The sequence below is a fragment of the Ornithinibacter sp. genome (genome assembly GCF_035443565.1).
GTDB lineage: Bacteria > Actinomycetota > Actinomycetes > Actinomycetales > Dermatophilaceae > Fodinibacter.
In genome coordinates, this window is sequence record NZ_DAORSO010000324.1 from 1 (window position 1) to 1,612 (window position 1,612).

Sequence of the window (1,612 nt, forward strand, 5' to 3'; positions counted from 1 at the left end):
CGGAAGTTGTCAAGTCAAATGAGACGTCTCAAGCCTTCTGAGGTTCGGGTTGGGGGGTTCGCTTCGCGGGGTCGTTGATGGTGACGCGTTCGGGCAGTCGGGGTGGGGTGGGGCGTTGGCTGAACCGTTCGGGGTGGGCGAGCCAGGCGGCGTCGAGGGTGACCTGCCGGGCGGCTCGGATGTCGTGGGCGGTGCCGTAGTGCACCGAGGCTGGGGTGTGCAGGCCGATGCGGGAGTGCCTGTGCTCGTGGTTGTACCAGGTCATGAACTCTTCCATCCACGCGCGGGCGTGGCCGATCGAGTCGAACCGGTCCGGATAGTCGGGGGTGTACTTCATGGTCTTGAACTGGGCCTCGCTGTAGGGGTTGTCGTTGCTGGTGCGGGGTCGGTTGTGTGACCGGGTGACGTCGAGGTCGGCCAGCAGCGAGCTCAACGGTTTGGAGGTCATCGCGGCGCCGCCGTCGGCGTGGAGCCAACCGGGTGGGGTGCCTTGGGTGGCGATGATGCCGGCGATCAGGTCGGTGGCGAGGCGGCCGTCCTCGACGGCCTCGACGCGCCAGCCGAGCGCGTAGCGGGAGAAGATGTCCAACACGACGTAGGCGTGGTACCAGATCCCCTTGGTGGGGCCGGCCAGCTTCGTGATGTCCCACGACCAGACGACGTTGGGGGCCTCGGCGACCAGTTCGGGGATCGTCCGGGGCGGGTGGGTCGCCTGGCGGCGGCGTTCCCCGTCTTGGCCGGCCGCGGCCAGGATCCGGTACATCGTGCGTTGTGAGCACCAGTAGCGGCCCTCATCCAGCTCGCAGGCCCACACCTGGGCCACCGACGAGTTCGCGTGGTCGTCGCTGTTCAACACCGCCAGGACCTGGTCGCGTTCGGCGGGGGACAGTTCCGCTGGATGCCGCGGTTTGGGGTGCGGCCCGAACACTCGGGGTTTCGGGTGGGCTTGCCGGTGGTGGGTGGCCCGCGACCGGCCGACCAGCTCACACGCCTTGCCACCGCCGGTGTGCGGGGTGAGGTCGTCGACGGTGGCGGCTTGCCAGGCCCTCCAAGTGCGGCGGGTCATCGCGTGTTCCGTGACGAGATCGCCTCCAAGAACGCGACACCTTTTCCCAGCACCTCGAGTGCGGCGTCACGGTCGGCGATGACCTGATCCTTCCTCGCGGCGTCGGCCTCCAGCCGGGCGACCTGCCGCTCCAGCTCGCCGATCCGGGCCTGCTCGGCGGTCCTGGCCGGCCGGCCGCGCTTCGGTGGAACGTCCAGCGTGCCCGCGGTGATCGCGGCTCGCCACTCCTGCACGTGGGAGTCGTACAGCCGTTCCCGGCGCAGCACGGCACCCTTCGTCCCGGTCGGGGCCGCGTCGTACTCCGCGACGATCCGCCGCTTGTACTCGGTCGTGAACGTGCGTCGCTTCGCCCGCCCCTGGCGTGGCCCCGTAGCCGAGGGGGTCGCCGGGAGCGGTGCCGTCGACACCGTCGGGCTGGTCGCAGTCGACGTCTCGTCGGTGCCGACCGGTGCTGTCGTGGTGGTGGCCATGGACCTACTTCTCCTGTCCCCGCCCCAGTCAAGTTCCGCTCAGCCCGGGCGTCTCACACCAGTCTGTCGGATAGGG

The 1,612-nt window shown here is 69.5% G+C and carries 2 protein-coding genes; both read right to left on the bottom strand.

Annotated features, from left to right (window positions below; all coding sequences use genetic code 11):
- Positions 1-28: 28 nt before the first annotated feature.
- Positions 29-1,066 carry an IS3 family transposase gene (locus PLL68_RS14905; protein ID WP_324535434.1) on the bottom strand — a complete coding sequence of 346 codons (1,038 nt, stop codon included), beginning with the start codon at positions 1,064-1,066 and terminating at the stop codon, positions 29-31.
- The gene (locus PLL68_RS14910; protein WP_324535436.1) at positions 1,063-1,536 is read right to left on the bottom strand and encodes a transposase; all 474 of its coding nucleotides are present in this window, start codon (positions 1,534-1,536) and stop codon (positions 1,063-1,065) included. Before PLL68_RS14910 ends, PLL68_RS14905 begins: the two co-directional genes overlap by 4 nt.
- Positions 1,537-1,612: the final 76 nt, after the last annotated feature.

Bases quoted from the DNA above. Each gene is read 5' to 3' on its own strand.
- PLL68_RS14905 (WP_324535434.1), bottom strand. From the start codon at position 1,066: ATGACCCGCCGCACTTGGAGGGCCTGGCAAGCCGCCACCGTCGACGAC.
- PLL68_RS14910 (WP_324535436.1), bottom strand. From the start codon at position 1,536: ATGGCCACCACCACGACAGCACCGGTCGGCACCGACGAGACGTCGACT.